Annotated in this window: 22 protein-coding genes; 12 read left to right on the top strand and 10 right to left on the bottom strand. The window is 59.7% G+C overall.

Features of this window, described 5'->3' with window-relative positions; translation table 11 throughout:
• Nucleotides 1-46: 46 nt before the first annotated feature.
• Nucleotides 47-1,300, bottom strand: coding sequence for a Zn-dependent hydrolase (locus tag Q1B40_RS18785; protein WP_299817630.1), 1,254 nt, complete (start codon nt 1,298-1,300; stop codon nt 47-49).
• 147 nt (nt 1,301-1,447) lie between these two features.
• On the opposite strand from Q1B40_RS18785, the gene Q1B40_RS18780 reads away from it, so the two are divergent.
• The 7 genes from Q1B40_RS18780 (at nt 1,448) to Q1B40_RS18750 (ending at nt 11,353) form a co-directional block, all read left to right on the top strand.
• On the top strand, nt 1,448-3,007 hold the full coding sequence (locus Q1B40_RS18780) for an ABC transporter substrate-binding protein (protein WP_299817628.1): 1,560 nt from the start codon (nt 1,448-1,450) through the stop codon (nt 3,005-3,007).
• A 77-nt stretch (nt 3,008-3,084) separates the two neighbouring features.
• Nucleotides 3,085-4,029, top strand: a complete 945-nt coding sequence (locus tag Q1B40_RS18775; protein ID WP_299817626.1) for an ABC transporter permease — start codon at nt 3,085-3,087, stop codon at nt 4,027-4,029.
• Nucleotides 4,029-5,963, top strand: a complete 1,935-nt coding sequence (locus Q1B40_RS18770; RefSeq protein ID WP_299817624.1) for a dipeptide/oligopeptide/nickel ABC transporter permease/ATP-binding protein — start codon at nt 4,029-4,031, stop codon at nt 5,961-5,963. Before Q1B40_RS18775 ends, Q1B40_RS18770 begins: the two co-directional genes overlap by 1 nt.
• A complete protein-coding gene (locus Q1B40_RS18765; protein WP_299817622.1) occupies nt 5,960-6,970 on the top strand; it encodes an ABC transporter ATP-binding protein in 1,011 nt (336 codons plus the stop codon). Before Q1B40_RS18770 ends, Q1B40_RS18765 begins: the two co-directional genes overlap by 4 nt.
• 132 nt (nt 6,971-7,102) lie before the next feature.
• Nucleotides 7,103-7,888, top strand: a complete 786-nt coding sequence (locus Q1B40_RS18760) for a FadR/GntR family transcriptional regulator (RefSeq protein WP_299817620.1) — start codon at nt 7,103-7,105, stop codon at nt 7,886-7,888.
• 340 nt (nt 7,889-8,228) lie between these two features.
• Nucleotides 8,229-10,202, top strand: coding sequence for a hypothetical protein (locus tag Q1B40_RS18755; protein ID WP_299817618.1), 1,974 nt, complete (start codon nt 8,229-8,231; stop codon nt 10,200-10,202).
• Nucleotides 10,203-10,204: 2 nt separating this feature from the next.
• Nucleotides 10,205-11,353 (top strand): transporter substrate-binding domain-containing protein, encoded by a 1,149-nt coding sequence (locus tag Q1B40_RS18750; protein ID WP_299817616.1) that lies wholly within the window; start codon nt 10,205-10,207, stop codon nt 11,351-11,353.
• A 40-nt stretch (nt 11,354-11,393) separates the two neighbouring features.
• On the opposite strand, the gene Q1B40_RS18745 is transcribed toward Q1B40_RS18750, so the two are convergent.
• From Q1B40_RS18745 to Q1B40_RS18710, 8 genes are all read right to left on the bottom strand, one after another.
• A complete protein-coding gene (locus Q1B40_RS18745; protein WP_299817614.1) occupies nt 11,394-12,305 on the bottom strand; it encodes an SMP-30/gluconolactonase/LRE family protein in 912 nt (303 codons plus the stop codon).
• A 10-nt stretch (nt 12,306-12,315) separates the two neighbouring features.
• Nucleotides 12,316-13,266: an ABC transporter permease gene (locus Q1B40_RS18740; RefSeq protein WP_299817612.1), complete on the bottom strand. Its 951-nt coding sequence runs from the start codon at nt 13,264-13,266 to the stop codon at nt 12,316-12,318.
• 25 nt (nt 13,267-13,291) lie between these two features.
• Nucleotides 13,292-14,332, bottom strand: a complete 1,041-nt coding sequence (locus tag Q1B40_RS18735) for an ABC transporter permease (RefSeq protein WP_367279159.1) — start codon at nt 14,330-14,332, stop codon at nt 13,292-13,294.
• 5 nt (nt 14,333-14,337) lie between these two features.
• Nucleotides 14,338-15,861, bottom strand: a complete 1,524-nt coding sequence (locus Q1B40_RS18730; RefSeq protein WP_299817608.1) for a sugar ABC transporter ATP-binding protein — start codon at nt 15,859-15,861, stop codon at nt 14,338-14,340.
• Between the two features lie 264 nt (nt 15,862-16,125).
• The gene (locus tag Q1B40_RS18725) at nt 16,126-17,262 is read right to left on the bottom strand and encodes a sugar ABC transporter substrate-binding protein (protein WP_299817606.1); all 1,137 of its coding nucleotides are present in this window, start codon (nt 17,260-17,262) and stop codon (nt 16,126-16,128) included.
• A 192-nt stretch (nt 17,263-17,454) separates the two neighbouring features.
• A complete protein-coding gene (locus tag Q1B40_RS18720; RefSeq protein WP_299817605.1) occupies nt 17,455-18,183 on the bottom strand; it encodes a GntR family transcriptional regulator in 729 nt (242 codons plus the stop codon).
• A 259-nt stretch (nt 18,184-18,442) separates the two neighbouring features.
• Complete coding sequence (locus tag Q1B40_RS18715) at nt 18,443-18,784, bottom strand: hypothetical protein (protein WP_299817603.1); 342 nt, start codon at nt 18,782-18,784, stop codon at nt 18,443-18,445.
• A gap of 242 nt (nt 18,785-19,026) precedes the next feature.
• The gene (locus tag Q1B40_RS18710) at nt 19,027-19,761 is read right to left on the bottom strand and encodes a LexA family transcriptional regulator (protein WP_299817601.1); all 735 of its coding nucleotides are present in this window, start codon (nt 19,759-19,761) and stop codon (nt 19,027-19,029) included.
• A 211-nt stretch (nt 19,762-19,972) separates the two neighbouring features.
• Between Q1B40_RS18710 and Q1B40_RS18705 the strand changes: the two genes are divergently transcribed.
• From Q1B40_RS18705 to Q1B40_RS18685, 5 genes are all read left to right on the top strand, one after another.
• Nucleotides 19,973-20,302: a hypothetical protein gene (locus tag Q1B40_RS18705; protein WP_299817599.1), complete on the top strand. Its 330-nt coding sequence runs from the start codon at nt 19,973-19,975 to the stop codon at nt 20,300-20,302.
• The gene (locus Q1B40_RS18700) at nt 20,302-20,712 is read left to right on the top strand and encodes a hypothetical protein (protein ID WP_299817597.1); all 411 of its coding nucleotides are present in this window, start codon (nt 20,302-20,304) and stop codon (nt 20,710-20,712) included. The genes Q1B40_RS18705 and Q1B40_RS18700 overlap by 1 nt, the downstream gene beginning before the upstream one ends.
• A 143-nt stretch (nt 20,713-20,855) precedes the next feature.
• Nucleotides 20,856-21,206 (top strand): DUF6362 family protein, encoded by a 351-nt coding sequence (locus tag Q1B40_RS18695; protein WP_299817595.1) that lies wholly within the window; start codon nt 20,856-20,858, stop codon nt 21,204-21,206.
• A gap of 180 nt (nt 21,207-21,386) precedes the next feature.
• On the top strand, nt 21,387-22,247 hold the full coding sequence (locus tag Q1B40_RS18690) for a hypothetical protein (RefSeq protein WP_299817593.1): 861 nt from the start codon (nt 21,387-21,389) through the stop codon (nt 22,245-22,247).
• Nucleotides 22,244-23,494 (top strand): hypothetical protein, encoded by a 1,251-nt coding sequence (locus Q1B40_RS18685; RefSeq protein WP_299817591.1) that lies wholly within the window; start codon nt 22,244-22,246, stop codon nt 23,492-23,494. The genes Q1B40_RS18690 and Q1B40_RS18685 overlap by 4 nt, the downstream gene beginning before the upstream one ends.
• Before the next feature lie 113 nt (nt 23,495-23,607).
• Here Q1B40_RS18685 and Q1B40_RS18680 read toward each other — a convergent pair whose 3' ends face one another.
• Nucleotides 23,608-24,909 (bottom strand): amidase family protein, encoded by a 1,302-nt coding sequence (locus Q1B40_RS18680; RefSeq protein ID WP_299817589.1) that lies wholly within the window; start codon nt 24,907-24,909, stop codon nt 23,608-23,610.
• Between the last annotated feature and the right edge of the window lie 171 nt (nt 24,910-25,080).

Genomic DNA, 25,080 nt, shown 5'->3' with positions numbered 1-25,080 from the left:
GGAAACGCTCTATCCTGGTGGCTTTGCGATGATGCTCCCGGGCCTTTCACTCCGGTTTTGCCCGGCACAGTTCGATCAGGGCCTGGAGCATCAGGTTGGCGCCTTTCTCGATGTCCTGCCAGTCGCTGTGTTCTTCCGGCGCGTGGCTTATGCCGCCGCGGCTGGGGACGAAGATCAGGCCGGAGGGGCAGAAGGCCTGCATGGTCTGGGCGTCGTGGCCTGCGCCAGAGGGCATCCGCCTGGCGGGCAATCCATGCCGCGTGGCAAGCACCTGGAGGAGATCGGCGACATCCGGGTCGAGCAGGGCAGGGGGAAGCCAGCTCCGTTCGGTGGAGGTCATTTCAAGGCTGTGCTTTTTTACCCACTCTTGAGCATGAATTTTCATATTTTTGCACAGGCTACGCATCACCTCTTCGGAGGTGTCGCGAATGATCACCGAAAACACGGCCCGGCCGGGGATGGTGTGGGGGTGGTTGGGGGTGAGGGCGACATGGCCAATGGTGATACGGCTCTGATCCGTGCCGTGGGCCTCGATCAGGTCCGGGATGGAATGGGCCACGTCAGCAAGGCCGGCAAAGGCGTCGGCGCGCAGGTTCATGGGCGTGGTGCCGGAATGGTTCGCCGTGCCCTTGAAGTCCAGTTCCAGATAGCAGACGCCGGAAACCCGGTCGGCGATGCCGATCGGCACCGCTTCCTGTTCCAGGACAGGGCCCTGCTCGATATGAAGCTCCAGAAAGGTTGCAATCGAGCCAGGCCGCCGGGCGGCGGACAGAACGCTGTCGGCATCCAGACCGTGGGTTTGCAGGACTTCGCTCAGGCGATTGCCTTCGGCGTCCACGGCCCCGTCAATCCACTCCCGTGTGACCTGTCCGGTGATCGCCTGGGAGCCGAGCATGCCGCCGAAGCGGCCCTCTTCTTCGGACGTGGCGGCGATTTCGACAGCGGTGGCTGGCTCGATCCCGGCGTCCTTCATGGCGAGCACACATTCCAGCGCCACGCAGGCCCCTAGAGAGCCGTCATAAGCCCCGCCGTTGACAACCGTGTCCAGGTGCGATCCGGCCATGACGCAGGGACCGTCTCCGGGACCGAAGCGGCCGAACACGTTGAGCGCACCGTCGGTCCAGACAGACAGGCCTTCGTCGCGCATCCTGGCAGCGAACCAGGACCGGCAATCGATGTCTTCCGGTGAGAAGCCGGGACGGTTGTAGCCTCCTGTTCGAGGATCGAAACCGAAGCGGTTGACCCCTTCCAGGAGCGATTTCAGTCGCTCCAGATCGATGCGGGCTTGAGGCAGCGGCATCCGGATTCCTCCCTTTAATTCAGCGCTTAAGCATTCTTCTGGCACCGGGGCCGCAACCCTCAGGTGAAAATTAGTATTAAATAATTATTGCAGCTTCGCAATTAATCATGATTAATTAGTTTTCAGAATACAACGAGGGGAATGGTCATGAAAAAAGTCCTAGCCGCGGCGGTCGCTGCGGCCTTTCTCGCTTTCGCGCCCCAGGCGCAAGCGCAAACACCACCTGATGTGCTGGTAATCGGCCAGATCGCGGAGCCGAAGTCGCTCGATCCGCAGGCGGTCACCGCCGTGAACGATTTCCGCATCCTGGTAAATCTTTACGACGGACTGGTCCGCTACAAGGACGGAACGCTGGAGGTTGAACCGTCGCTCGCCGAAAGCTGGACGATCTCCGACGACGGCAAGTCCTATACATTCAAGTTGCGCGAAGGCGTGACTTTCCACGACGGGTCGCCGTTCAACGCCGAGGCCGTGAAATTCAACTTCGACCGCATGTTGAAAGAAGATCATCCGTATCACGATACGGGACCCTTCCCGCTGTCGTTCTTCTTCTCCACGGTCGAGGAGGTTGTCGCGGACGATGAGACGACGGTGACCTTCAAGCTTAGCGCGCCTTATGCACCGTTCCTGTCCAACCTTGCCTATCCGACCGGCCTGATCGTCTCGCCGGAAGCGGTCAAGCAGCACGGCAAGGATTTCGGCCGCAATCCGTCCGGCACGGGCGCCTACAAGTTCGGCGAATGGGATGCCAATGCCAAGATGGTTGCCGTCAGGAACGAGGACTACTGGGACGGCTCCCCGGATCTGGAAGCGCTGATCTTCCGGCCGATCACCGATGCCAACACGCGGATTGCCGAAATGCTGTCCGGCGGTCTGGATGTCATGGTCGAGGTGCCGCCCGACAGCCTGCAGCAGTTCAAGTCGGACGAAAGCTTCACGGTGCTCGAGCAGGCCGGACCTCACGTCTGGTTCCTGATCCTCAATGCCAAGGAAGCGCCCTTCAACAACAAGGCCGCCCGTCAGGCCGCCAATTACGCCATCAACAAGAAGGCGCTGGTGGAAAACATCCTGCAGGGCACGGCGGAAGTTGCAGCAGGCCCCACACCTCCGGCGTTCGCCTGGGCCTACAATGAAGGCCTGGAGCCTTATCCCTATGATCCGGAAAAGGCCAAGGAACTGCTCAAGGAAGCCGGTTACAACGGCGAGGAAATCACCTTCTACGTGACCGAAGGCGGCTCCGGCATGCTCGATCCGGTTGCGATGGGTACAGCGATTCAGGCCGATCTTCAGGCCGTCGGCATGAACGTCAAGATCGAGACCTACGAGTGGAACACTTTCCTCGGCAAGGTGAACCCGGGTCTGGAAGGCAAGGCAGCCATGGCGGAAATGGCCTGGATGACCAACGATCCGGACACGCTGCCGTTCCTGGCGCTGCGCACGGAAGCGATGCCCGACAAGGGTGGCTTCAACTCCGGCTATTACTCCAATGCCAAGGTGGACGAGCTGCTTGAAAAGGCCCGTCAGGTCACCGACCAGGGCGAGCGCGCCGCGCTTTACAAGGAAATGCAGGAGATCGTGCAGGAGGACGCCCCCTGGGTGTTCGTTGCCAACTGGAAACAGAATGCCATCACCAAGGCCTCTGTCGAAGGGTTCAAACTGCAGCCGTCCTTCTTCCTGATGCTACAGGACGTCAAGAAGCCCCAGTAGGCTGAAAACGCGGTCCCGGCGAACCGTCAGGTTTGCCGGGGCAGCCGTTTCCGGATCCGGGCAAGAGGGAGAGAACGTTGGCCGCTTATATCGTCAGGCGTTTGCTGGCTGCCATACCGGTGCTGTTCGGCCTGACCATCATCGTCTTCCTGATCATGGCGATGATCCCGGGTGATCCGGCAACCGCCATTCTCGGCTCCTACGCGACGCCCGAGAATGTCGCCAAGCTCAACCGGGATCTCGGTCTCGACAAGACGCTGTTCGAGCAATACGTCATCTGGATCGGCAATCTCTTCCAGGGCGATCTAGGCCGTTCCTATACGCTCAACCGGCCTGTGCTGGACGAGGTTCTTGAACGTTTTTCCGCGACGCTGATCCTTGCCGGGACCTCGCTTGTCCTGTGTTCGATCTTCGGTCTGCTGGCCGGGATCGTGTCGGCCGTGCGCCAATACGGCTGGGCGGACAAGGCCATCACGCTGCTGGTGCTGATCGGCATCTCGACACCGTCCTTCTGGCTCGGCTTGATCCTGATCCTGATCTTCGCGGTCAACCTGCGCCTGTTTCCCGCCTCCGGCATGTATGCAATTTATGGCGGCGGCGACCTGCCCGATCTCATTCATCACCTGACGCTGCCCGCGCTGACGCTTTCGGTGGTCGCGACCGGCGTGATCGCGCGGCTGACCCGCACCGCCATGCTGGAAGTGCTGCGCCAGGACTATATCCGCACCGCGCGCGCCAAGGGGCTTTCCGAGCGTAAGGTGATCTACAAGCACGCGTTCAAGTCGGCGCTGGTCGGCGTGGTGCCGGTGATCGGCATTCAGGCCGGTTTCGTGATCGGCGGGGCGGTCTATATCGAGACGGTTTTCCAGTGGCCGGGGATCGGCTCCATGCTGGTGACCGCCATTTCCACCCGCGACCTGCTTCTGGTGCAGGGCGGGGTGCTGGTTGTCGCCGCCGCCTATGTGCTCTTCAATCTGTTTGCCGATGTGGTGCAGACCCTTCTCGATCCGAGGCTGCGCTGATGACGGACACGGCTCACACTACAGAGGTAAAACCGAGGCGGACCTCCGCCCGCCCAGGGACACTGGCCCTTCTCCTGAACAACTCCCTGGCGACGGGCGGGCTGTTCGTGCTCGTTGCGATCTGCCTCATCGCGCTCGCAGCCCCCTTGCTGCCGCTGGCCAACCCGGACGTCACGGCTCCAGCGAACCGGCTGCTGCCGGTCTTCAGTGACGGTCATCTTATGGGCACCGATCATCTTGGAAGGGATCTCCTCTCGCGGCTGATCTGGGGGACGCGGGTATCGCTGGCGGTCGGCCTGTCGGCGACCTTCATCGCCGCGTTCTTCGGGTCGCTGCTGGGATTGGTTGCCGGATATGCCGGCGGGCGGGTGGATACGGTGATCATGCGCGGCATCGACATGGTGATGGCCTTTCCCTACATCCTGCTGGCGCTGGCCATCGTTGCCGTGCTCGGGCCGGGGTTGCTGAATGCGCTTTACGCCATCGCCCTGGTCAACATTCCGTTCTTTGCCCGCAACATCCGCGGCATCACGCTCGGCCTGTCACGCCGGGAGTTCGTCGATGCGGCCCGGCTGTCGGGCAAGTCGCCTGCGCAGATCCTGTTCATCGAAATCCTGCCCAACGTTCTGCCGGTCATCGTGATCACCATGTCGACCACGGTCGGCTGGATGATCCTGGAAACGGCGGGTCTGTCCTTTCTGGGGCTGGGCGCTCAGCCGCCGCAGGCCGATCTCGGCTCGATGCTGGGGGAGGGACGGAAGATCCTGTTCACCGCACCGCATGTCTCGGTTATTCCCGGCCTGATGATCTTCGCGCTGGTGATGAGCATCAATCTTTTTGGCGACGGGGTGCGCGATGTTCTCGATCCGCGCCTGCGCGCCGGTTCCCTGACCCGTCCGGTTGCCCGCACGGCGGTGGAACGCGGGGACGCGCCCGTGCCGCCACCTTCCGGGAAAGGCGTGCTGGATGTCAGGGACATGAGGACGGAATTCGAGATCGGCGGCTCGGTCTACAAGGCGGTCGGCGGCGTTGATCTCAACCTTGCGGAGGGCGAGTGCCTGGGGATTGTCGGGGAGTCGGGATCGGGCAAATCCGTCACCGCCATGTCGATCATGGGGCTGGTGCCAACCCCGCCGGGACGGATCGCGGGCGGGGCAGCCTATCTGGACGGCGAGGATCTGTTCGCGGTCAGCGACAGGCATATCCGCAAACTACGCGGCGGCGCGGTCGCCTATGTGTTTCAGGACCCGCTCTCCACCCTGCATCCGCTGTTCACAGTCGGGGACCAGCTCAAGGAAGCGATCGGCACGCATCAGCCATTGTCTTCCGCCGAAGTGAAAAAGAGAGCCATCGAGCTGCTGTCGCTGGTGCGTATTCCCAGTCCGAAGGAACGCCTGGCCGCTTATCCGCACGAACTGTCAGGCGGCATGCGCCAGCGTGTCTGTATCGCCATGGCGCTTGCCAATGACGCCAAGGTGCTGATCGCCGACGAGCCGACCACGGCGCTGGACGTCACCGTGCAATCGCAGATCCTGACGCTGATGAACGGCCTGCGCCGGGACCGGAACGCGGCGATCCTGTTCATCACCCATGATTTCGGCGTCGTATCGGCGATTTGCGACCGGGTGGCGGTGATGTATGCCGGGCGGATCGTAGAGACCGGCCGGACGGACGAGGTGCTGGCCAGTCCGCAACATCCCTATACGGCAAAGCTGATCGAATGTGTTCCCGTGCTGGGCGAGCCGGAGCGGCGACTGGATGCGATCGAGGGCCGCCCGCCCGTGGTCAACAACCTTCCCGATGGCTGCGCCTTCGCAGACCGCTGTCCGCGCGCCAGACCCGAGTGCCGGTCCGGCGATATCGCGCTGGTCATGTCGTCCGAAGAACGCGGCGTGCGCTGTCTCTACCCTCTGAATACGGAGGGAACTGCATGAGCGTGGTGAGTGCAAGACAGTCCGAAGGCGACACCTTGCTGGGCATTGAAGATGTCGAGCGGATTTTCGGCGGTGGACGCAAACTGTTCGGCGGGCACAAGCCTGCGGTCCATGCCGTTCAGGGGCTGACGCTGAACGTGCGCAGGGGGGAGACCCTTGGCGTCGTCGGGGAATCCGGTTGCGGCAAGTCCACACTGGCGCGGCTGGTGGTCGGGCTGGATCTGCCGACGGCCGGAACGATCACTTTCGACGGTGAGGATCTTGCCGGCCTTGCCAAACGGAACCGCAACGCGCTTGCCCGCAAGGTCCAGTATGTCTTTCAGGACCCGGTCGCCTCGCTCAATCCGCGCAAGACGATCCGCACCATCCTGGAAGCGCCGCTGAAGCACCTGAGCGATCTCGATGCGCGAGGACGGGAAAAGCGTCTTCAGGAGCTGCTGGAGGCGGTCAATCTGGCGCCGGAATTCCTGGAGCGCTATCCGCACGAGTTTTCCGGCGGCCAGGCGCAGCGCATCGGCATTGCCCGCGCGCTTGCGGCGGGACCCGAACTGATCGTGCTGGACGAACCGGTCTCGGCCCTGGATGTTTCCGTGCAGGCGCAGGTGCTGAACCTGCTGGATGCCCTGAAGGAACAATACGGGCTGACCTATATCTTCATCAGCCACGACCTGTCGGTGGTCGAAAGCGTGAGCGACCGGGTGGCCGTGATGTATTTCGGGCGCATGGCCGAACTCGGTCCGGCGAAGGAGATCTTCAGGCATCCCCTGCATCCCTATACGGACCTGCTGATGCGTTCCGCGCCGGCTCCCGGCCGGCACGATCTCGTGTCCGAGGACGCTGCGGCGGAACTGCCCGACCCCTACAATCCACCTCCCGGCTGCGCCTTCGCGGCAAGATGTGTGCGCAAAACCGATCTCTGTCATTCCGTGAGACCGGCGCCGGATGAAGCGCAGGGGGAGGGGGGCAACCATTTCGCGGCTTGCCATCACCCGCTGCCACGGGCATAGGCATTTGGAGCACCCTGTTTTCACCTGAAGACAGGGGGCTCCGAGACTTTAAGATCGATCGACATTCAGGCGCACAATCAATTCCGACTGGACGCCGCATGACCTTTAAAAGGATTAGCAGTTTATCCGGCCATGAGAATTCCAGAGGGCGCCAGCGACCCCAAAACCGGGAAACGGATGCGGCGGACGGATCTTACCGCTCTGCAGATCCGCGAGCAGATCGTCGAAGCCGGCCTTCAGCCGGGAGACCGGGTGCCGCAGGAATGGCTGTCGCCGGAGGCCGTCAAGGTTTCGCGGGGGACCTTGCGCGAAGCGCTGAAGGTGCTGGAGTATCAAGGTCTGATCTCGACCAAAAGTGGACCGGGCGGCGGGGTGTTCGTGGCTTCGGTGGAGCCGGGGGAAGCGATCCGGCTGCTGGATAATCTCTTCCTGTTCGATCAGCCGTCGATCACCGACATCTATACCCTGCGCAAGCAACTGGAACCGGAACTGGCCGCCTGCGTGGCGGGCAATCTGACGGAGCCTGCCTTCCAGTCGCTGCAGTCCTGTATCCGCCTTTACGAGGACGAGCCGAAAACGGCCGAGGAGGAATACGCGCAGCGGCTGGCGGAACTCGATTTCCATGAGGAGCTTGCCCGGCACTGCAGCAATCCCATCCTCGCCTTCACCTGTTCGTTCCTGCTCAGCCTGCTGCGCGACATGACCGTGTGCCGGTCGATCTACAAGGAGCCGAACCCGGGTCTCAGGGAAACCGGCCTGCATTACCAGGTCCGCCTTCTGAGAGCGATCAAGGCGGGTGACGCGGAACTCAGCCGCATGATCATGCGCGGTCACATGATCGAGGCGGAGAAATACATGCTGGAACGGGCGGCAATGCGCACGCGCGGGGACGGCAGAAGAAGGCATCCGGCGATTTGAGCGAAAGTCGCTAGTCCGGCAGAAAATCCCGGGATCACTCCGTGTTTTTTAGGGCCGGCAAATTGCTTGTAAATCCCCATGCGAGCGAAGCAGGACGTGAAAAAACAGGAAGTGTTCATGTCATTCTGAACTCTGCTCAGGCACGGAAAACTTGAGTTTTCTGCCGGATTGTAGTACCTACTAAGGGTTGCCAGAATTGGCGGAGTGTTATTATGAGAGTTTTGTTTCTTATTTTGGTTCTTACGGGGTTTTTCCCGACTGCAATTTCCGCACAAACCGCGTGTAACCCGGCTGTGCAGCAATGCCGTTAGGATATTGACCTAGCTTGTGAAAATTAATCATGACGAACTTATTGGCACTGGTCTTCGGGGCGGTGATCGTCCTGCTGTTTTCTTTTGAACGTTTTAACCGGACAACAGATGAAGCCGGGCAGAAGCTTCAACGGCTGGTCGATCTGTTGTCGCCGGACAAGTTGCGTTCAAGGCGCGTTGTTCTGAACGCCTATGGTTTTTATGCGGCGACCTTCCTGCTCATTTATGTGTTTCTTTGTGCGTATGCCGAACTGATACCGGCGCTGGGTGGACCGAACCTGGCTGTCGGCGCGAGCAAACTTCCGGTTCCGGTGGGTGGTGAAGTTTCCGGTCCGACCACAGGTTTCTCTCCGGTTTCCTCCGCTCAGGGCGCCGGCGCGGCAGGCGGACAGCAGACGCTGTCGTCCGCAACGGCCTCTGCCCAGAACGCAGGAGGCTACGATATCGGCATCGATGCAAAGATTTCCATGGCCGTCGCGTTGATGATCATCGGATTGGCTCCGGCCTTTCCGGTGCTGCAGCGTTTTGAGACCTGGATGCGGGCGTCCGCGCATCGGCTTGCCGGAATTCCCACGCGCGTTCTGAGCATCCGGGACGATCTGCGCGCCGAAATCCTGACCCTGCCCAACGATGCTCCGGATGGCCAGGCGCCCAAAGAAAGTCTTCTTGTGTCCCGCACAGACTGGCGCCGCATGAATCATTACAGCGTCAAGACGAAGGGTCTGCTCGATGCACCGGAGGACTTTCATAACGATATTGCCCTGATCTTTGCAATTTCCGCTTGGGTGCTGAAAGGAAAACTGAAACTGAACAATCCTCACGAGCGGGAGCGGTTTCACGAACTTGAAGAGGCGTTGACCAGGCGCAGGAACGAGCTTGTCCACGCGCTCGACGAGAAGACAGATTTTTTTGCCGGCCGAAAAGACCAGACAACGACGGCGGACGAGGAGGAGGTGGCATCGGCGGATGACGCAAATCTCGATGAAAGCCGTTCGACGAGCTGGGAACGGCTTTCCGTCGAAGTGGATGAGCTTGCGGACGATTTCTGCATTCTGCTTGCGTTATACGCTGAACACGAAATCATTATCAGCGAGCAGCCTGAAGGCCATCGCAGTCCGCCGGAGGGCCCGGTCACCTTGCAGAGGGAACTCGCAAGACGGAAGCTGGAAGGGTTTCTCAAGGATCATCTGGGCGATCAGACCGGCCCGGCGCGTTCGCGTTCCTTCGGGATGATCACCGGTCTGTGGACCTTCGGCGTTGTCATGTCCATTGCGCTGCTCTGGAGCCTGTTCCCGGGCCGTTTCGAGAGCCACCTTCAGCGCGGTGCGGAAGTCGGAACGTTCTGGCGTGTTCTCACCTATACCTTCACGAACTTCCTCGCCTTTTGCATTCCCATCACCGTGGCGCTTGCCATACGCGATGGGGGGAGGCAATTGCACCGCTGGCGCAACATGCGGCTGGCGCTTGGCAACTGGACGGTGCTTCTGCCGCAAGCGATTTTCGTGCTTGCGGTGTCCTGGGCGCTGGGCACGGCGTGCATCCTCGCCGCTGCCCTGTGGGAAGCGGGCGCCGGCCGCGGCTGGAATACGAATGCCTACGATGTCTGGGCCACGTTACAGTTTTCGCTTGCCTATAACGGACCGATTCCCCTGCGTGGCGCCCTGCTTGCGCTGATCATCATCCTGCTTCTCGATGCCTGGCGTGTGCCACGTTCGATGAAGGCCTGGCAGCCGACCCACAAGACGAGCTTTGCATGGGCCACATGCACAGCGGTCTTCATGGCGTTCGTCGGGGGAATAACGCGCTACATGTCTTCCTGGGCAGGGGCTGTACAGGCGGCTGTTCCGAGAGAAAGCCTGGACGATATCGATCGCGGGCTTATTGCCTATGCGGCCATCTTCTCGGCCACGATCGGTTTCTGCGTCATCTTCGCCGTTTCCGAAGTGCTGCTTTATCAGCGGCGCATTCCAGGATCGGTAAATTTCAAGGCCTTGAAGGTATAGTCATGCGTGGACGCAATCCGATCTGTCTTTTGTTCCTCGCCTGTCAGTTGCTGATGGTCAGCGGTGACTGGTCCCTTGCCGGGCCGGAAGAGACCGTCCGGATCGCGGCGCGCGACGACGCCCGGCCATTTATCTGGAAAGACGCCGAGACCGGGCATTATCTCGGGTTCTTCTGGGACATCTGTACCGAGGCGGTTCAGAGAGCCGGGTTCCGGTTTGAAACTGAATCAATCGACGCGACGCAGCGAAGCGCGTTCTTGAGTTCCGGGACCGAACATATCGACCTGCTCTGTGACCCGACGACCATAACGCTGCAAAGGATGCGGAATTTCACCCAGGCGGGGGGCGGACAGGCTTCGCATCTGGTCTTTTCGCCGATCATCTTTGTGGCAAACGGAACGCATGCGGTCCAGAGGTTCGGTCGGGAGGGATGGGGTTGGGGAGAGATCCCTGAGAACATTCAAAATGATGAAGATCCCTGTACCGCGCTGAAGGAACGCCCTCTCAGCGGAGGGGAGGAGACAGAGCCGCCGGAAGATGACGATAGCAAAAAGGCGGAAAAACCCTGGATCACGTTTTTTCCGCCGAAAAACGATGGGGCTGAAAACAGCACATTCGAGTTTCGTGGCTATGTTGAAGGAACGACGATCGGCAAAAAGGTGGAACTGGAAGCAAAGCTTCGTTCAAGCGGCGACAAGACCGGGCCGGTGATTTGCACCAGTCCGATGAAGTCGCATCACGATGCGGCCAAGGCCTTTTGCGAAGGCCGAATGTCGCGGTATTACGGCGATGCCGATATCGTCAGGGCGTCTATTTCGGCCTATCGGGCCAAGCCCGGTGTTTCCTGCCTGAACAGCTATACGATTGCGCCGGGAGGAACGTACGAGCCTTACGCCTTCGTCGCGTCTTCCCGCAATGTTTCCGAATTTCCGGAGCTCCTGGCATTCTCGCTCTACAGCATGTTCTCGGATGGAACGATGGAACGGCTGTACAAAGGGCATTTTCCCGAAACGCAGAAGTCGCAACATCTCAACACGTTGTTCGGCGTGAATGCCATACCCAAAGGCAGTGCCGAGCCCGGGAAATCTGTCGAAGCACCGGAAGCTGATGCATCCACCGCGCCCGGGAATTCGAAGGTTGTTTCACAATAGCGGGATAGAAATCCGGGAGCGCCGAGGTGGATCGGATCTCTCAGGGCGTCGCCCCTCGGGCCTTTACGTAGATCGACCGGATCGAGGTCGTTGCGCAGATGAAGAGGCGGTTGCGTTTCGGGCCGCCGAAGCAGAGGTTGGCGACGACCTCATCGATCAGGATCTTGCCGAGCAGGGTGCCGTCGGGCGCAAAGCAGTGAATGCCGTCGCCGGCCGAAGACCAGATGTTGCCGTTCGTATCGACGCGGAAGCCGTCGAAAACGCCCTGCTCGCAGAAGACAAAATCCTCGCCCGCCCCAAGAGCCGTGCCGCCTGCTTCGACCGGATAGCGGCGGATTCTGGGTGTGTGGTCGGGGAAGTGGGATCTGCCTGTATCGGAGACATACAGAAACGCCTCGTCCGGCGTGAAGGCGAGGCCGTTGGGCTGTTTCATGTCTTCGATGACGCGGGTGATGTTGCCGCCCGGATCGATCCGGTAGACATGCCGCCCGTCCTGCTCCATCGGGGCGGCGTCGCCCTCATAGTCGCTGTCGATGCCGTAGGACGGGTCGGTGAACCAGATAGAGCCGTCCGATTTCACCACGACGTCGTTCGGTGAATTGAAGCGTTTGCCGTTGAAGCTGTCGGCAAGGATTGTCTTCGAGCCATCGACCTCGTAGCGGCTGACACAGCGGCCCCGGTGCTCGCAAGCGATCAGCCGGCCGAGACCGTCAACGCAGTGACCGTTATGATTACGACAGGGCTGTTCGAAGGTGGCGACCGCGCCGTTCATCTCGTCCCAGCGCATGAGCCGGTCGTTGGGAATGTCCGACCACACAAGATACCGACCGGCGGCGAGATAGGCCGGACCTTCCGTCCAGCGGCCGCCCGTCCAGAGCGTCTCCTGCCCGGCGTTCTTGTGGATCAGTCCGGCGAACCGGTCGTCGCGGATTTCGTAGTCTTTGCCGCTCATGATGCCTCCCTCAGGACGTGACGCGCTGATTGCGCCCGTAGACCAGCAGCATACCGATGATCACGCTGCCGTAAATGATCTGCCGTCCAGCTTCCGGCATTTGCATGATCGACAGGACGGAATTGAGCAGCACGATGAGTATGACGCCGATGAGTGTGCCGATATAGCGGCCCTTGCCGCCGAGAATATGCGTGCCGCCGAGAACGACGGCGGCAATGGCGGGCAGCAGGAAGGCGTTGCCCATGCCCTGGTAAGCCTTTGCCGAATACCCGGCCAGAAGCACGCCGGCGATGGCGGCGCACAGGCTGGAGACTACGAAGGCACCGATAATGACCGAGCGGGTGCGGATGCCGGAAAGATAGGCCGCGCGCTCACGCGAGCCTGTGGCGTAGATCGAGCGGCCGAAGCCGGTTCGTGTCAGCACCAGCATGATGATCAGCGAAACTGCCGCCCAGACGACGATTGCGGCCGGGATGCCGAGGATCTTGTCCTTGGCGAGAAACAGCATCAGGGGCGTGGCCTTGTCCTGCGGCGCGAAACCACCGGTCTGGGCGACCATCAGGCCGCGCAGGACCGTATCGACGCCCAGGGTGAAGATCATCGAGGGAATGCGCAGATAGGCGACACCGAAGCCGTTCAGCAGTCCGACCGCGAGCCCGACCGCAAGAGCCGTCGGCAGGGCAAGGTCACCGCCGACGGCCGTTGCCGTCATTGCGGCGGCGGTCAGCGTCCAGGGAATCGAAAGGTCGATATGGCCGAGCAGGATGACCATCATCATGCCCGCGGCGCAGATGCCGAGAAAGGACCCGGTCTGCAGTTGCTGCAGAAGGTAGTTCGCGGACAGCAGCGGTGCGGTTCCGGTGGTCGAGAGCGTATAGGCGGTTCCCGCGATCAGGATGACCACGATGAAGAGCGAGGCAATGACGATCGGCCGGTTTTCGGTAGAAATAGACATGCGCATTCTGGGTCGGTTCCTCATGACCAGGCTATCTGAAGAGATCGAGCTGGTTCTTTACCCTCAGCGTCCGGAACGCTCCGAAGGATACGGCTGTGAGCAGGACGAGACCTTCGATCAGGGGCTGCAACAGCGGGTCGATGTCGAGAATCCGGAAGTAGAACGAAATCACGCGCAGGATCATTGCCCCTATCAGGCTGCCGATGGCGCCGCCCGTGCCGCCCAGCAGGGAGGTGCCCCCCAGAACCACGGCGGCGATCGAATTCAGCGTGTAGGCGCCCGCCTGCTGGATATCCGCATTGCCGGACGAGGTCTGGATGGCCAGATAAAGACCGCCACAGGCTGCGAAAAAACCGCCAAGCGTAAACGCGGCGATCTTGGCCCGGTTGATCGGAAGGCCGGACATATAGGCCGCGCCTTCCGCAGAGCCGATGGCGTAGACCGTGCGGCCGGTCACCGATCGGCGGAACGGCAGCCAGACGAAGATCGCAACGAAGAGCACCAGCAGGAACGGGACGGGGATATCGGCGAAGGGACGCAGCCACCAGGCATCGCCGCCGTCCGCGAAGCCGTAAGTGTCGGCCAGGTCCCAGACCGAATTGGTGAGCGCCCAACCCAGGTCGTCATCCACGTTGCCGCCGGGTTGCGGTCTGATCAACAAGGCAAGGCCCATGGCGATGGCGCCTGTCGCGAGCGTCGCGATGATCGGCTGGATGCGGCCATAAACGACGATCAGGCCGTTCATCAGTCCGAACATCGTGCCGGTGAGCAGGGTGAGACCCATGCCGAGCAGGATCTGCGCCGGCGAACCGTTCAGCAGCAAGGAAGCGACACAGTTGGTCAGGGTCATCACCGCGCCGACGGACAGATCCAGCCCGCCCAGAAGAACCGGCAGCGTCTGCGCCATGGCGACAAAGGCGATGGCAACGGTCTCGTTGGAGTTCTGTATCGCTACAGCGGAAGAAAAGCCGCGCGGGTGCATCATGTTGTAAGTGAGATAGAGGACAAGCAACAGGAGGACCGCGGTGGCAAATCCCATGTTCTGCGACACGCCGCGTTTCAAGGATACCATCTGCATCAAGCTGCCTCGATCCCGATGTTGAGCGAAGCGGCGACCAGGCTTTCCTCGGTGATCGCGTCACCTTCCTGCTCGCTGACGACACGGCCGGCGTAAAGCACGGAGACCCGGTCGCAACAGCCGATCAGCTCCGCGTAGTCGGACGAGTAGAAGAGGATCGCCTTGCCCTCGTTTGCGAGGCTGCGCATGAGTTTGTAGATCTCCTGTTTGGTGCCGACATCGATGCCGCGCGTGGGGTCGTTGAGCAGGATGACGTCCGGATTGATCATCAACCATTTAGCGATCACAACCTTCTGCTGGTTGCCACCGGACAGCGTCATGACGGGATCGGCAGGAGATCCGGCCTTGATCTGCAGTTTCGAAATTCCGGAAAGGATCTCGGCCTGAGCCTTTTTCGGGTTGATGAACGGTCCGCTGGAAATATTGGCAAAGCTGGCGGCCAGAAGATTGTCCGCGATCGACATGCCCAGCATCAGGCCTTCGGTTTTGCGATCTTCCGGCACCAGCGCCAGGCGCGTCGCCGCGGATTTGGCGGCGGCAGGTGAGGAGGGGATGCCTTTTGCGTCTCCGATGCGGACGTCGCCCTCCACATCGCGCAGCACTCCAAAGAGCGCCAACAGCAGTTCCTTCTGGCCCTGACCGTCCAGTCCGCCCAGACCGACAATCTCGCCGCGCCTGACATCCAGGTCGATACCGTTGAGACGCTTGCCCCACTTCAGACCCTTCACGCTCAAAAGCGGTGCGTCGCGCAGAGTTTCCGGCGGCTGCGGCGGCCTGGGTGGGAACTGGGCCTCAACGTCCCGGCCGATCATCAGGCGCACGATCTCGCCTTCGCTTCTTTCGCCCTTGGCGAAGGTTTCGATGTGCTGTCCGTTGCGGAAAACGGACAGGGTGTCGCAAAGGGCGTCGACCTCATGCATCCGGTGGGAGATGAAGAGGCTGGCCACGCCCTTGTCCCGGAGATCGCCCAGAAGATCATAGACGGTCTGCACGTCACGGGTGGTCAGGGCAGACGTTGCCTCGTCGAGAATGAGCACTTTGGGATCGCGGCCGAGTGCCTTGGCGATTTCCACCATTTGCCGGCGCGACAGAGACAGTTCGCGGACAAGTGCGTTCGGATCGATATCCTCGCAGCGGACCCGGGCAAGGAGCTCTTCGGCGCGGCGGACCTGCGCCCGTCTGTCGATCAGGCCGAAACGGCGCGGCGGGTGGGAGATGGAAATGTTGTCGGCCACCGAAAGATCGGGAACCAGCGAAAGCTCCTGGAACATGCAGACGATCCCGGCTTCGTTGGCGGCCTGCGGAGAGGAAAAGGTTACCGGTTTGCCCTCCAGAAGGATCGTCCCTTCATCGGGTTGCAGGACCCCCGACATGATCTTGATCATGGTGGACTTGCCCGCACCATTCTCACCCAGAATGGCGTGAATGGAGCCGGAGCGGCATTTGAAATCAACACCTTCCAGGGCACGGATTCCGGCAAAGAATTTCGAGATGCCGCGGTATTCAACTATTGCTTCGGTCATGCGTTCAGGCCCGCCGGGTCTGGAGCAGCCTTCGTTCAACTGAACGTGGACAGGGCGCTCTACCACTTTGAAACGATCGACTATCGGATGGTCAGCCGGTTATGACCCCGCATCCGCAGATCTGGTTCAACCTGCATTCATGCCGCCGGCATGAAGACAGAAAATGTGACCGGATCCCGTCAGGGAACAGGCCCCCTGCTTCAGGGTGCGTACCCCGAAAAGCGGTTCCGGCGAGAAGACCGGAACCGCCTCAGCAGTGGTGTGTTATTTCACGTCTGCTTCGGACTGCGACATGATCGCAGGACCGGAGATGTTCACGTCACAGGGCGGGAACTCGTTGACCGTGAAGAAGTTGTCGGGCAGGTCGGACCAGTAGTTCTTGCCGTCCTCCAACTCGTCGTAGGTCGCCATCGGCAGCGGCACCGAAATGAGCTGCGGCATGACGTTGCCCTCGAGCGCGGAGATGGCCGCCTTCATGGAGATCGCCACGAGACCGGGGGACTGGCCGATGGAAATGCCCTTCAGGCCCTTGTCCGCATTTGCGGCCATCAGCTTGCGGAAGCCGTTTTCAGCTTCCCCGGAAACCGGAATCATGGGATGTTCGGCATCGAGCAGTGCCTGGACAACGCCGGTGGTACCGCCCTGTGCCAGAACAGCGTCGAATTCGCCGTGAACGGCGATGGCATCGGCCACCACCTTCTGGGCGGTTCCGTCATCCCAGTTGCCGACGACCGACACCCGTTCCCAGTTGCCGCCGGATTCATCAAGCACCTCGTTGATGCCGATCGAGCGGTCACGGTCGACGGAATTGCCGGCCAACCCGCGGACTTCCAGCACCTTGCCGGAGGTTTTGCCGATGGCAGCAAGCTCTTTCAGGACATGGGTTGCGTAGGCGCGCCCCATTGCAAGCTGGTCTTCGTTGACCTGCATCACCTTGTCCGTGTCGAGCACGTTGTCGAAGGGAACGATGACGACATCGTTCTTGTCGGCCAGCCGGATCACGCGGTCGAAACCTTCCGGCGAGACGGCAATGGTGATGATCGCGTCATAGCCCTGGTTGATGAAGTCCTCGATGGCGCCAAGCTGCGCGGGAGCATCCGTGCCGGTCGAGACGACCTTGAATTCCTTGATCTTGTCCTTGATCGAAGGGTCTTCAGCATAGGCCTTTGCCGTCTTGATCATCTGGATGCGCCAGGTGTTGCCGACGAAGCCGTTCACCACCGCGATCCGGTAAGGCCCTTCTTTTGCGTCCCACTTGAAGAACTTGGTAGTCTCGGACCAGGGTGCGAAGCACTCCGGGTTGGCTCCCGGTCCGGAAACGACTTCCGGTCCGGCCAGAGCCATGTTTGCAGACAGGACGAGCGCCGATAGAGCCGTCGTCAGTTTCAGCAAGGTTTTCATTTCACTTCCTCCCATTGATACGCCTGCCAGCGCATCTTGCGGCCATTTGACCGCCGAATGCGCCAACACTTCAGAAACGACCAACTTCTGGATGGCCGGCCGATTTCGACCGGTCATCCGTTGATCATGCTGTGCCCTTGTGGCCGGTCGGCGCTTCCGGCCTGCCGTAGTCGGTTCCGGGCAAACGGTTTTTCAGGCGGATTCCTCCATCTCCTCGCTGAAAAACCGGAATCCAATCATCAGGTGGCTGCGCAGCCGGTACTGAAAGGCCAGCCGGTCGCGCGCCGCGAGCGCGTCGACGACGCCCTGATGCTCGCTGAAGGTTTCGGTCTTGAAAATCCTGCGGGTCTTGCCCTTCTGCATGATCCGTAGAATGACGGGTTTCATCACCGCGTAGACGTCGAGGACAGCGTGATTGTCCAGGATGGAGACCAGGCGCATATGGAACGCATAGTCGATTTCCGAGGCCTCGTTCAGGTCGTGAATCTCGGCCAGTTTGGCGTTGATTTCGGATAGATCGTCCAGATCCTCCTGCCGCAACCGGTCGAAAAACAGATCCGCCGAGCCGACTTCGACCAGACTGCGGAAGTCCTGCACATCGCTGAAGGTCTTGCGCGAAATTTCCATGGTGTTGAAGGAAAACAGTTCAAACGCCCGCGTCATGCGGTTGTCGGTAATGGTGGCGCCGATCTTTGGGCGGACATCCACCAGCCCATAGGCCTTCAGGATACGCATGGCCTCGCGGACGGTGTTGCGGCTCGCATTGAACTGGGCGCACAGGTCGCGCTCGGTCGGAAGATGGTCGCCGACCTTCAACTTGGAGGTTGCGATCAGGTTGCGAATTTGCTGCACGACAACGTCGACCGCGGATTCGCCCGCAGATCCCGTCTTGCCGGATTCGCTGCTTCCTTCTGTACTCATTGCCGAACTCAAAATCCGTATTCTGCGTGGTGCGGAGCCAAATCTTTATTTGTTGGACCAAGAAACACCTAATCGGAGTTTTTGTGGCTGTCAATGGCGAGGCTGGATTGAGGTGTCGAGAGGGTGAAAGTCGGAAAACGGCAGAAATCTTACTATTATTTCGATATTGGATGCTGGTGCGGAGAATTTTAACTCTCGACGAAAATGTAAGAAATTTTATTTGTCCAACCAGAGATGGTTTGGCTGATTGCCGGAGAAGTCAGTCGGCAACGCGGACCCGGATGCCTGCAAGTCTGCCGTTCAGGCGCTCCGAACTGTAGTCGGACCAGTTTTCGTCAGAGAGAACGTTTTCTTCATCGGGTTCAATATCCGGCCCCGTTTCCGGAAAGGCGGCGGCCAGGATGTCTGTGGTGATATCGTTGCACCAGCCTTCGGCGGGATTGGTTTCCAGGATGGCCTGGATGTTTTCGATCTGGCCGCTGCGGATATCGCCGATAATTCGACGGAGAGACATGCCCTCCAGATCCGCCTCCGGCAGATAGAGGGATCCTTCCAGTTCGCAAATCACCCAGAAGAACGACATGTCCAGGTTCAAGGGCATCTAGATACTCCTCTCCAATACAATCGAAAGTTATACGCATTATGCGTACATGTCAATAATTTGGAGGGTATTTATACGCTGCAAACATACGTTTGCCCTTGCTGTGTATTCCGATCAGAAGGGTGCAGGTGCCTGGCGTGTCGTTCAGGTTTGGTGAGGTTCTGTGTGATCTCTTCTGAATATCGATGGCTGAATGCGTTGAGTTGCTTTCGCCATTTCATCTTCATACATGAAGCTGTGGCCTAGACGATCTGGCGGATGACAGAGAGGATCTTGGCGATGATGCGGACTTCCGTTGCTTCTTCATCATGCTCGTTAAAGATGATCGGCTCCTGGAAGCGTGGGTCGTCGGATTCCGGGCGCAGTTCGATCCCGCCATTGCGGTGAATGATGCGCTTGGCGGTGCGTTCGATCGTGTGTCCGCCGTCTCTTGAACGTTCCACGACAGCAAGGTCGCCCGACCTGATGTCAATTCCGGCTTCTAGATAATCGAGGCAAAGGACAAAATCGCCGTCGCGCGCAATGCGGTTAAGGCTCTCTCCGTTGATTTCCAACAGGTATTGGTACTCATTCGGGTAGCGCAGATCGCCGGCCATCGTTGCTTTTCTGGTCGCGTCCGTCTCGAAGAGGCCTGCTTCCATCCACAGGCCCGCGGCAACCTGACCTTTGATATCCAGTGGCATTGCCGCTTGCGGCGAAGCGTGGGCGGCCTCCAGATCCGTGATGGACTCCGGGGCCAGAGCCAGAATCTCGTCCCGTGTTACCGGCTGCTCGCCCTTGCCGGTAAGGACCGGCAGCAGCTTGGCGACGAAGTCTGCCGGCAGGGCAGGTTTGGAATAGTCCTGACTGAAATAGCGCTGGATGGAGGATGCGTTCTGGTAACCCATTGCGCGTGCAATGGCGCGTATGGACAGTCCGCTGCGGTTTTTCAGATCCGCAAGCTGCCTGGATACGGCGGATTGGGTGGTTTCTTCCATGTTCGTGCCTGCCGTGCGGATTTGGGTGCGTGCGTAGTAGCAGTAGAAAACGTATGATTTCCACGTTGACATGTATACGCATAAAGCGTACGAATTTGCAAGCAATGAGTTTGGTGAGTGGAAGGCATGATGGAAATACAGATGTGTCCTGGGGGGCCGGCCCACCTGCCGGTAACGGGATGGTTTAAAGCCGGCGCGGAGGAGAGCCTTTATGAATGAACTCAAGGACGAGATCGAGGCGGCACGCGAGAAAGTCGCCTATTGCCGTATCCGGGCGGAGCGGCCGAGCGCCCGGCTGGAAGACGAATTCGCGCTGGAAAAGGCGCGCACCCGGTTGCTCACTCTGGAACTCCGGCTTCTGAAGCTTGGGCAAGGCCAACGCGCAGGGGGCAACCAGAAAGTGTCTGAGGGCAGGGTCTTGAGAACAAAACGTGAACATAAAGTGTCAACGGCCCGAGAAAGAGCCGAAGCGGCTTTCGGATCCCTGCAACGGGTGCCCGATAGCAAGCACAGCCCTCGTATCCTGGAAGGCAATGAGTGATGGCGTCGGGTGGGCATGTGGACAGGATTGCCGCCGAATATGGCGTGCAATTCGTCAATCACACGAGGCGGGCGGAGGGGCGTCACCAGTCCAAGGCGCGGCGCACGTGCCTGACGCTGCTGAAAAAGCATGGGCCGGAGCACCTGCGTCTGGTCTTCGGCCTGATCAATACCGCGCAGAACCGCGGCAACTGGTCGGCGCCGTGCCTGACAGCGGTCTCTTGGCTGGTGTCCAGCAAACCGGAGTGGATCGATCGCACTGGATTTCTGGATCTCTTCGATCAGCTCGACCTGGAAGAGCTTCTCAAACGCGCCAAACACATCAATCCATCCGCTCCGACTCTCACCCTGTCGGTCCTGCTTTCTTATGAGCTGGACCGGTTGATGGTGGCTGAGGTGCGGGCGGTATGAAGGCAGGCGGGACATGAGAAGAATGGCATATTTTCGCGGGGTGGCACCCGCGAAGGCCAGCTTGAAGATTTCCATATTCTTCTTCGTCGAAACCAAAACCTTGCGGGGGCAGCCTGGTGAAACCTGAAACACCTGAAGATGTGATGGCCCGTTTGACCGAGGCGGTGGAAGTGATTGCCGTGACGGGGAAGGCGGACGGGCCGCGCGCGGTTCTGGCGGCCTGGCCTGACTACAAAGGCAAAATTGCAAAACGGAGGCGTCATTTTTCTCCTGCGCAGATCAGCAGGGCAGAAGAAGCGCTTGGCTGGTTTTTCCTGATCAGGGACGCGGACGCCCGCCGGGCGCTGCAGTTCGAGGTGATGTGCAAGGCCGGGGGAGGGAAGTTCTCCGCAGTCTGTCGGAAATACGGCTGGAAGCGCTCGACGGTGACGAGCCGGAACCGTGTTGTATTGAAGAAGCTGGCGGAAAGGCTGCGTCCAGTTTCACAAGAATAGCTTCTGCCCGAAACGAGAAATGTTCCAAAGAATGCAGAAAACTTCATCCAGAGCGGTGCTGAAAAGCAGGTTCCGGTCACTGTGGTCACAGGCAAAAGAAAATGGTATCTATTTGAGGGTGTATATTCCGAAATTTCGCGGAATTGATTGTTATCAGATCAAGTTTCCTTGAGTTATGTCATGAAGCTGAAAATATTTTTCTTTAGTCTGTTTGTTCTGGGCGTATCGATCGGTGGGATACAGGCACTAACTTTGTCTTCCACTTCCGCAGCTATTCTGCAAATTCTCGGTGCTATTGTGGCGGCAAGTCTCGCGTTGATCGCCGGGTCGGATGCGATCGTTGGCGACAAGCAGGCCATGCGCCAGACCCTGCCTTTGATGGGAAGCATCGTATTGCTGCTGCTTGCCGGCTACTGGGCTGGTTGGGGAGTAGGTAAAGTTGGTTTGGATTCGCATTTCAAACTGGGATCCAGGTTTTCGCATCTGACAAGCGGTGAGATAGTGGACGCCCACCGGCTTCTGGCTATCAACGAAGCGCTTGGCGTGCCACGCGCGGTGACCCGGGAACGTATTCTGGAGATACGTCCGAATGAAGAGGACGGCAAGTTTCCCTGCATTCGCTTGACGGATGAAAATGTTCTCGACATCGCAATGACTGCCACAGGGCTTGCGAAGGCCTGCTCGGTCGAAAGCCTGGCGCTTTTGAGCTCGAAGGCAGCGCAAATCCACCAAGAAAAAACAGCAGGAAACGAGTGGCATGATCGTTTCCGGAGCTTGCAGATTGATCTCCGAATTCTCGATTTTCAGGGCGCGATTTCCCGTCTCACGCAAAAGCTGGAAGAGGCGCAATGCGCGGGGCCTCCCTTGTTCAGAGAGCGGCTGATTTTGCTTTCCAAGAACTTGAAAAACTGCGTTCCCGATCTGGATACTGAAATCGGGCGTGTGCTTCGTGCCGCGCCGGAATTGAAAGCCGAGAGCCTGACCCGTATCCGCACCGTAAACGAGAGTGGGGAAAGTCAGAAGAAGGAGCAGGAACAATGAGCGGCATGTATCTGATAGCGGCCTTTGTCGCAATTGCGGTCGGTCTTCCCGCCCATGCTCAAGGCCAAATGCAGGTAGAGCAATTCAACAATGGCAGTGCAGAGGTGATGCGCGGCTTTCTCAAGCAGGCGATCCGAAAAAGTCAACTGACGGGTGACATCAAGGCCTTGGCTGGGCAGGTTCCCGCAGAACATTTGAACGGATTGAACCGGTCGGTGGTCTCAAGATGGTCACTTGAGATGAATCCCGGGCAGTGGGACACATTTCAGGATGCAGTCAATCAGGTTCAATCACGAAGGTTTCTCTATTCAGGCTCCTCACCTTTCGAACAGCCGGTGTCGCCTGATGCAGCCACGGGAACCTACGGCAGCGGTCCTGATGGCGGAGGAGCATGGAGCAAACGGGTCGCGTCCTGGGAAAGGGCCAAAGCCGACGCCGGGAGGCTAACCTGCCAAGCTGCCATGTCACAGCTTTATACCCTCGTTTGTCCGCAAGATGGCGATTGCGATATTGAAACCGCATATGAAAACCGGTGTGTACGAACCCTGCAGGACGACGACTACAAACAATGCCTAGCCGTGGAAAAAGACTATGTTGCCAGCTGTTTCGATGGCCAGAACCTGCGCGCCGAACTGCCATACGCTTCCATTAGCGCCGGGGGAACGCCCGAGGACGAAGTCATGTGCAACGCCGTATCTTTCCGCTTCAGGGGAGACGTTTTCGCGGCGAGCGCGGGGCACTGTTTGAAAAACGGGTCGCTTTTCTCCGAGTTGCACAGGAGCTTTCCGGGGCTGGTCTTTCGACTGGAAGAGCAGAAAAGCGATTTACCGTTTGCGGTCGGCGGCGATTTCGCGTTCCTGACCGATTTGAACAATGGGCTGGGAGGCCTGGCTGATCAACAATTGCTGGATGTCGCGCCACCCGTGTTGTTCGCTCCAACCATCTTTGCCGCAGGTAACAAGATTTCATTGCTGCGGCATCTCATGGCGAAGAAAAACAGCCATAGCGAGGATATGCACCGGTACTGGCTGGTGGATCGCAGCCCGCTTTGCACGATTGTCAGCTATGGCGAAGATACGGGCCGGATGAGCCACACCTGTCAGTCCAGTCGGGGAAGCAGTGGCGGAGCTCTAATTCAGCAAAAGGATGGGCGGCCCGTGCTTGTAGGGGTCCATGTCGGTTATTCGGAAACGAATTCGAATGCTTCGAATCTCGGGCAATTCGGATCAAAATGGGTGCTGCAATAGGACCGAATGATCTTCGGTATCTTGTTTATGTTTGCCAAGAAGGACTATGGCTGACGCGGCTTGAGCGTATTGACAGCCGATTGCTGCTCCTCTCTGCAAAACAAGGTCGCTGATCAGCCTTCACTTTGTACGTCAGTCATCTCCGCCAGCGCCTCTTCAACTGCCTTGCCGCAGGCCAGCAAAGCCTCGTCCCGTCCGCCGGTTGCGATGAGCATGGCGCTCAGGACGTTGCCCGCGTGCCGATAGGGCAGGGCAAGGCTGCAGGCGTCGGCAATGTTTGCGAGGGTCGGATTGCGCAACGCCAGGAGGTTCATGCGGTTGAAGGTGTCGTCGTCGGCGAGAGCGTCGATATCCGGAGGCAGGATAGGGGTGGTCGGCAGCAGGAGCATGTCGTTGCCCAGTTCCTCGCGGAAAGCTGCGATGAAGGCCGCGCGCCGATTGACGGTGCGGCGGTAGTCGATTGCGGTTATTTCATTGGCCCGTGCCATGCGGGCGTGAACGCGCGGATCAAAATCTTCGGGCGTGCCCTGGAAATGATCCTCGTAATGGGCGCGCGATTCCACGGACGTCATATGCCAGGGCGGCACGTCGCCGTAGAGTTCCATCGAGGTAAGGTCCTTGCGGAGCACATCGAAGCCATTGTCCTGCAGATGCCGGACGACGGCTTCGAAGCCCTCGGCAACCTGAGGGTCGATCTCGTCGAACCCGAAATTGCCCGGAATGACCAGACGGGCGCGCGCGGTAGACGATGGCACGGTGGGACGATCGGCCATCACCTGCCAGGCGAGTTCACAGATACCGACGGTTTTTGCCATCGGTCCGAAACTGTCGAGACTGTCCGACAGCGGTTTGCCGCCTGCCATCGGCACGGAGGCCTGGGTGGGTTTGAAACCGGTGATGCCGGTGAAGGCTGCCGGGATGCGGAGCGAACCGCCGGTGTCGCTGCCGATTGCCACGTCGCAAAGGCCGAGAGCGACCGAGACCGCCCCACCGCTGGTGGAGCCGCCCGGAGCGCCGCCGGGATAGGCCGGGTTGCGCGGCGTGCTGTAATGCGGATTGAGGCCGAGCCCGGAATAGGCGAATTCCGACATGTTGGTCAGTCCGACGAAAACGCCGCCGGCGGCATCCAGCCGGGCGATCGCGGGTGCATCAGCTTGTGCGGGCGGATCGTTGCGCAGAACCTTGGTGCCGGAGGTTGTGATCTCTCCCTTGACATCGAACAGCGCCTTGACGCTGACGAGAGCACCGGCCAGCGGCGTTTTCACACCTGCTGCCGCCTTTGTCTGGCCGCGGGCCCGGTCTTCGAGCAGTCCGGTGAAAACCGCCTTCGCCGCAGGGTCGCCGGAGGCAGCCTGAAGAGCAGACTCCAGCCGGCTTTCCGCGGTTTCAGCGGTCCAGGGAAACGGTGCGCTCATGAATCAGAATCCTCGTAAACTTCAGGCCAATAGAAATGAACCGGATTTGCCGCGGTCATCAACCCCGTTTCCGCCGGAGCCGGAAGTTTCCATCACCGTTCGATGCCCTGGTCCCGGATCAGGTCCGGGACCGCCAAGGAGGGGCAAGATGTCGAGAAACCCTGCAAAACC

The sequence above is a fragment of the uncultured Roseibium sp. genome (assembly GCF_947496995.1).
Taxonomy (GTDB): Bacteria; Pseudomonadota; Alphaproteobacteria; order Rhizobiales; family Stappiaceae; genus Roseibium.
Note: the sequence above shows the minus strand (reverse complement) of the source record. Positions and strands in the feature narration are given on the sequence as shown.